The organism is Polaromonas sp. (assembly GCF_030682935.1).
Classification (GTDB): Bacteria; Pseudomonadota; Gammaproteobacteria; order Burkholderiales; family Burkholderiaceae_C; genus Polaromonas.
Map to the genome: position 1 here is coordinate 1 of NZ_JAUXNA010000356.1, position 5,726 is coordinate 5,726.

Consider the following 5,726-nt stretch of genomic DNA (forward strand, 5'->3'; position numbering starts at 1 on the left):
AGCGTGTCGGCCGAGTATTCGGCGTCGGCGTCAAACAGCTTGAGCAGCACTTCCTTGGCATCTTCAATCAGCCCGGGCGCGCGCCGGGCCCGCATGCGCAGCAGCCTGAACACCGGCACATCTTCATCGTGAATCGAAAACAGCACGCCTTTGCTCTTCAGGTCGTCGTTCACCAGGTTCAGGATGAAGGCCACGCGCACCGTGCGCGGCTCGTCCTCGTCGGCAATCAGGAAGTCGGACCGGATGTGCAGCTCGCCGTTGTCTTCTTCGTAAAAGCGGGCCGATTCCTCGATGTCCTCATCCATCACGTCTTCAGGAATCGACAGCCCGTAGTACTGCTTGATCCAGCGCTTTTCTTCAAGCGTGGGAGATTCCAGGTCCACCCAGATAGGCTGGAATTTGGAGAGTTCCTCCAGGGATTCGATTTCTTCCTGGAACAGCCTGCCGTTGGCGAGCGTAAAAATATTGAGCATGACTAAAGCGCCTATCAATTCAAGGGCTGACACAAGGCCCTGGCTGGCCTTGTGCGAGAAGGGGCTGTGGATGGCGGCATCGCTTTCAACCCCCCTTTAACGTCATCTGGCGTCAGTCTGTGGCGTTGAAAGCTAGCGACTGGGGCGGCTTTCCAAGGATCACTCCGTAGCAAATAAGCCGGGATTATGGCATTGCATAGTGGATTTATCTACCGCATCCTCTCGGCACGGGCACCGCGCTCAGCTTTGCCTTGGGACGACCGTCAGGCTTTGTCGGTTCCAGCCACTTTGGCCTTGCATTGTGGGGCGTGCAGGTCAAGATTTTTTTCAGAAGGTTTCATTATTTTTGGCGCTCCGAGGTTGCAATTGCAGGGCTCCGGGCGCATAGTAGATTTAAGAAAGCGTCCCCGTCTGCCGCCCCGCCGTCACTGGCAAAGCGGTGTTTTCAACCCAGTTCCAATTTTGGAAAAGGAGTTTCTTTATGAACTTGACGATCAGCGGTCACCATCTTGAAGTTACCCCCGCATTGCGCGGTTATGTGACGAGCAAGCTGGATCGGATTACCCGGCATTTTGACCAGGTAGTGGATGTGAAAGTCCTGTTGACAGTGGACAACATGAAGGAAAAGGAAAGACGCCAGCGGGCCGAATGCAATGTTCGTGTCAAGGGGCGCGATCTGTTTGCTGAAAGTTCACACGCCGATCTTTATGCCGCAGTCGATGAATTGACCGATAAGCTGGACCGCCAGGTAGGGCGTTACAAAACCAAAACCCAAGATCACCACCACGTTGCCCCCAAGCGGCAAGTCTAGGTATTTTTCACGCCTGCGGCAGTTTCCCGCCGCGGGCTCTGCTTGTGGCTGCCGCAAGGCAGCCACACTTTCGCAAGCGTGCTTGAACCGTGATTTAATCGGCATTCTTTCCTGCCGCTTGAGCTTTCAAGCGGCTTTTTTCTGCCCGTTTTTTTGCAACCCTTCCGCGAAGTGCATAATTCGCCGATTAAAAGATTGTTATGAACCGTCTTTCGCAAATTTTGCCCCCCTCCCAAGTACTGGTTCGTGTTGAAGCGACCAGTAAAAAGCGCGCTTTTGAAGAAGCCGGCCTGTTGTTTGAGAATCAGCACGGGATGAATCGCGCCCTGATCACCGACAGCCTGTTTGCGCGCGAGCGCCTCGGGTCGACCGGTCTGGGTCATGGGGTGGCGATTCCGCATGGCCGCATCAAGGGCCTGAAGGCGCCGATGGCCGCAGTTTTCCTGCTGCAGGCGCCTATCGGTTTCGATGCGCCGGATGAGCAGGCTGTGGCCTTGCTTATTTTTCTTCTGGTGCCCGAAGCGGCCACCCAGAAACACCTCGAAATCCTGTCCGAAATTGCCGAGCTGCTCAGTGACAGCGCGTTGCGCGAGCAGCTCAAAGCCAGTGCCGACGCCGCGGCGCTGCACCACCTGATTGCCTCCTGGCAATCTGCCCACGAAACCAGTTCCTCCGGGGCGTGAGTAACAGCCCGGCATGAAGCCCACTGTTGTCAGCGCTGACGTTTTATTTGAAGACCACCGTGCCTCCCTGAAATGGGAGTGGGTGGCGGGTCTGGGCGCCTCTGAACGGCGCTTCGACGAAGTGGCCGTGCGTGCAGCGCGCTCGGGGGCCGATCTGGTGGGTTACCTCAACTACATCCATCCTTACCGCGTGCAGATTCTGGGCGAGCGGGAAGTCGCTTACCTCACCAATGCCGGCCCCGAGGATTGCGCCCGGCGCACCGCGCGCATCATCACGCTGGAGCCGCCGGTGCTGGTCGTGGCGGACGGCCAGGCCGCCCCCGACACGCTGCTGTCGATGTGTGAACGTGCGCAGTTGCCCATGTTTTCCACGCCGGAGTCGGCCGCCTTCGTGATTGACGTGCTGCGGGCCTATCTGTCCAAACATTTTGCCGACCGCACTTCCATGCATGGCGTGTTCATGGACATTTTGGGCATGGGGGTCATGATCACCGGCGAGTCGGGGCTCGGTAAAAGTGAACTGGGGCTGGAGCTGATTTCGCGCGGGCACGGCCTGGTGGCTGACGATGCGGTGGACCTGGACCGCATCAACCAGACCACGATTGAAGGGCGTTGCCCGGAGTTGCTGCAAAACCTGCTCGAAGTGCGCGGGATTGGCCTGCTCGATATCAAGGCCATTTTTGGCGAGACGGCAGTTCGCCGCAAGATGCGGCTCAAGCTCATCGTGCACCTGGTGCGCCGCGAAACGCTGGAGCGCCACTACGAGCGCATACCCTACGAGCCCTTGACGCAGGACGTGCTGGGCATTCCCGTGCGCAAGGTCATCATCCAGGTGGAAGCCGGCCGCAACATCGCCGTGCTGGTCGAAGCGGCGGTGCGCAACGCCATTTTGCAGCTGCGCGGCATCAATACCTATCAGGATTTTGTGGAGCGCCACCGCAAGGCGATGGAGCAGGACGACTGAGCCTGGGGTGTTCGTGTCCGGTGGCTGATCGCCAGGAATTTGCTATCAAATAAATAGCTTTTTGTGCCCGTGGTTATTGGGCTGGTGTTGATTTTTATCTAAACTGCTCAGGGGTGATGCGCGCAGACGCTGCACCGCGGTAGGGGCAATTGTCTTTGGTGCAATTGGCATAGATCGACAAGGAATGGTCGGCAATGGCAAAGCCCTTGGCCTTGGCCACCGCATGCTGGCGCTTTTCAATCTCGGCGTCGTAAAACTCCTCGACCTTGCCGCAGTCCAGACAGACCAGGTGGTCGTGGTGCTGGCCTTCATTGATCTCGTAAACCGCCTTGCCTGACTCGAAATTGCTGCGGTTCAGCAGGCCCGCTTGTTCGAACTGGGCCAACACCCGATAAACCGTGGCCAGGCCAATGTCCGAGCGGTCCTCCAGCAGTACCCGGAAAACGTCTTCTGCCGTCATGTGGCGCTGTTTGCCTGCCTGGAAAATCTCAAGAATTTTGAGGCGCGGCAGGGTTGCCTTGAGGCCGGTGTTTTTCAACTCGTCAATGTTACTCATGGAAATCTCTCTGGGAAAAGCGGGGAGCGGCACCGTGCGGCTCGGCCCGGGCCAAGAGGCACCCTACCGCTACAATGATCCATCATATCGCTACACCTCCTACCATGTCAGCCCTGTCTGTAAATCAATATCACGGCGTCCGAACAGCTTTCATCGCCATGGCCTGTGCGGTTCTGGCGTCCTGCAGCAGCACGAGCAGTGGCATGAGCGGCAGCGCCATCAACCCGGTCAACTGGATCACCCCCTACAAGGTGGACGTGATCCAGGGAAACTTCATTTCCAGCGAGCAGGTCGGGCAATTGCGGCCCGGCATGAGCCGCGATCAGGTCAAGGCCGTCCTGGGCACGCCCCTGCTGGCCAGCCTGTTTCACACGGACCGGTGGGATTATGTTTTTACCCTGAAGCGGCAAGGCGTGGAGCCCCAGTCCTTCAAGTACGCGGTGTTCTTCAAGGGCGACCAGCTGGAGCGCTTTGAAGGCGACACCATGCCCAGCGAAGCCGAGTTCATTTCCAGGCTGGACTCCAAGCGCAAGATGGGCAAAGTGCCCGTTCTGCAGGCCACCGAAGAGCAGCTCAAGGCCGCCGAAAAGTCGGCTGCTGCGAAACCGGCGCCCAGTGAGGCAGCGACCAGCCTGCCGGCCGGTCCGCAGACCACGGTCTACCCGCCACTCGAGAGCCCGAAGCAGTGAGCGCGCTCTCCATGATGCAGGCGCGCCCTCACCGGATCGCGGTCGCCGGTGCCAGTGGCCGCATGGGCCAGATGCTGATTGAGGCCGTGAGCGCCAGCACCGATTGCCAGCTGACGGGCGCGCTCGATGTGGCGTCCAGCCCGGCGATGGGCCTGGACGCCGCCGCGTTTTCCGGCCGCGCCAGCGGGGTGCTGATTCGCTCGGACATTCGCCAGGGCCTCAAAGACTCCGGCGTGCTGATTGACTTTACCCGGCCCGAAGGCACGATGGCCCATCTGGCGGTCTGCCGCGAACTGGGCGTCAAGCTGGTCATCGGCACCACCGGGTTTTCTGACGAACAGAAGGCTGAAATTGCCGCTGCCGCCCAGGACATTGCCATCGTCATGGCGCCCAACATGAGCGTCGGCGTCAATGTCACGCTCAAGCTGCTGGAGATGGCGGCCAAGGCGCTGTCCACCGGCTACGACATTGAAATCATCGAGGCGCACCACCGTCACAAGGTCGATGCGCCCTCGGGCACCGCGCTCAAGATGGGCGAAGTCATTGCCAGCGCACTGGGCCGCGACCTCAAGGATTGCGCCGTTTATGCGCGTGAAGGCGTGACCGGCGAGCGCGACCCTTCCAGCATCGGTTTTGCCACCATACGCGGCGGCGACATCGTGGGTGACCACACTGTGCTGTTTGCCGGCATCGGCGAGCGCATCGAGATCAGCCACAAGTCCTCCAGCCGCGCCACCTACGCCCAGGGCAGCCTGCGCGCCGCCCGCTTTCTGGACAACCAGGCGCGCGGTTTGTTTGACATGTTTGATGTGCTTAATCTGAAGTGACGCAGGCATGAGTCTGCTGGCCCTCATCACGCAAGGCGGCCTCATCAGCCAGTTGGTCGCGATGCTGCTGCTGGCGATGTCGGTGGCCAGCTGGGTCGTGATTCTCTGGAAAGCCTGGCTGCTGCACCGCGCCGTGGGCGATGTGGCGCGCAGCACCGCCGTTTTCTGGCAGTCCGCGTCGGTCGATGACGCCACCGAAAAGGTTGCCGCGTTTGACCGCGAGGCGCTGGTGCTGCCGCTCATAGCGGCTACCATCATCAAGACCCAAGGCACCCTGGCAACGGCCGGCGACAAGGCGCAGCAACTCACCCGTGTGCTGCGCGATGCCCTGCATGCCGTTTTGAACAAGCTGCAGTTTGGCCAGGTGCTGCTGGCCACGGTCGGCTCCACCGCGCCTTTTGTGGGTCTGCTGGGAACGGTGTGGGGCATTTACCATGCGCTGACCGGCATGGCGGCTGCGGGTCAAGTCACGATTGACAAGGTCTCGGGCCCCGTCGGCGAGGCGCTCATCATGACGGCCGCTGGCCTTGCGGTCGCCATTCCTGCCGTGCTGGCCTACAACGTGTTTGGCCGCATGATTGGCCGGATCGAGGCTGACCTTGAAGGGTTTGCGCGCGATTTGCGCGAGTTGTTGACCGCCACAGAACGTGACGCGACAAGTGTGAGGGCAAGCGAACGCAGCGCCGGGCCGCCCCAAGCAAGTTCAGCCCCCCCGGGGGGCAG

At 60.2% G+C, this 5,726-nt stretch carries 8 protein-coding genes; 6 read left to right on the forward strand and 2 right to left on the reverse strand.

What is annotated here, in order from left to right; translation table 11 throughout:
• The coding region (locus Q8K05_RS16625) for a CorA family divalent cation transporter (protein WP_305247725.1) at positions 1–473 on the reverse strand (473 nt) is incomplete at its 3' end.
• A 481-nt stretch (positions 474–954) separates the two neighbouring features.
• On the opposite strand from Q8K05_RS16625, the gene hpf reads away from it, so the two are divergent.
• From hpf to hprK, 3 genes are all read left to right on the forward strand, one after another.
• The gene (hpf, locus tag Q8K05_RS16630) at positions 955–1,284 is read left to right on the forward strand and encodes a ribosome hibernation-promoting factor, HPF/YfiA family (RefSeq protein WP_305247726.1); all 330 of its coding nucleotides are present in this window, start codon (positions 955–957) and stop codon (positions 1,282–1,284) included.
• 200 nt (positions 1,285–1,484) lie between these two features.
• Positions 1,485–1,967, forward strand: a complete 483-nt coding sequence (locus tag Q8K05_RS16635; RefSeq protein ID WP_305247727.1) for a PTS sugar transporter subunit IIA — start codon at positions 1,485–1,487, stop codon at positions 1,965–1,967.
• Between the two features lie 13 nt (positions 1,968–1,980).
• The gene (gene hprK / locus Q8K05_RS16640; RefSeq protein WP_305247728.1) at positions 1,981–2,931 is read left to right on the forward strand and encodes an HPr(Ser) kinase/phosphatase; all 951 of its coding nucleotides are present in this window, start codon (positions 1,981–1,983) and stop codon (positions 2,929–2,931) included.
• A gap of 94 nt (positions 2,932–3,025) precedes the next feature.
• On the opposite strand, the gene fur is transcribed toward hprK, so the two are convergent.
• Positions 3,026–3,487, reverse strand: coding sequence for a ferric iron uptake transcriptional regulator (gene fur / locus Q8K05_RS16645; protein ID WP_305247729.1), 462 nt, complete (start codon positions 3,485–3,487; stop codon positions 3,026–3,028).
• Positions 3,488–3,645: 158 nt separating this feature from the next.
• Here fur and Q8K05_RS16650 point away from each other — a divergent pair, with 158 nt between their 5' ends.
• The 3 genes from Q8K05_RS16650 to Q8K05_RS16660 form a co-directional block, all read left to right on the forward strand.
• On the forward strand, positions 3,646–4,176 hold the full coding sequence (locus Q8K05_RS16650; RefSeq protein WP_370868886.1) for an outer membrane protein assembly factor BamE: 531 nt from the start codon (positions 3,646–3,648) through the stop codon (positions 4,174–4,176).
• 11 nt (positions 4,177–4,187) lie between these two features.
• On the forward strand, positions 4,188–5,003 hold the full coding sequence (gene dapB / locus Q8K05_RS16655; RefSeq protein ID WP_305247732.1) for a 4-hydroxy-tetrahydrodipicolinate reductase: 816 nt from the start codon (positions 4,188–4,190) through the stop codon (positions 5,001–5,003).
• A 7-nt stretch (positions 5,004–5,010) separates the two neighbouring features.
• The coding region (locus tag Q8K05_RS16660; protein WP_305247731.1) for a MotA/TolQ/ExbB proton channel family protein at positions 5,011–5,726 on the forward strand (716 nt) is incomplete at its 3' end.

Excerpts from the sequence above, each read along its gene's own strand:
- hpf (WP_305247726.1), top strand. The coding sequence starts at position 955 with ATGAACTTGACGATCAGCGGTCACCATCTTGAAGTTACCCCCGCATTG.
- Q8K05_RS16635 (WP_305247727.1), top strand. The coding sequence starts at position 1,485 with ATGAACCGTCTTTCGCAAATTTTGCCCCCCTCCCAAGTACTGGTTCGT.
- hprK (WP_305247728.1), top strand. The coding sequence starts at position 1,981 with ATGAAGCCCACTGTTGTCAGCGCTGACGTTTTATTTGAAGACCACCGT.
- fur (WP_305247729.1), bottom strand. The coding sequence starts at position 3,487 with ATGAGTAACATTGACGAGTTGAAAAACACCGGCCTCAAGGCAACCCTG.
- Q8K05_RS16650 (WP_370868886.1), top strand. The coding sequence starts at position 3,646 with ATGGCCTGTGCGGTTCTGGCGTCCTGCAGCAGCACGAGCAGTGGCATG.
- dapB (WP_305247732.1), top strand. The coding sequence starts at position 4,188 with ATGATGCAGGCGCGCCCTCACCGGATCGCGGTCGCCGGTGCCAGTGGC.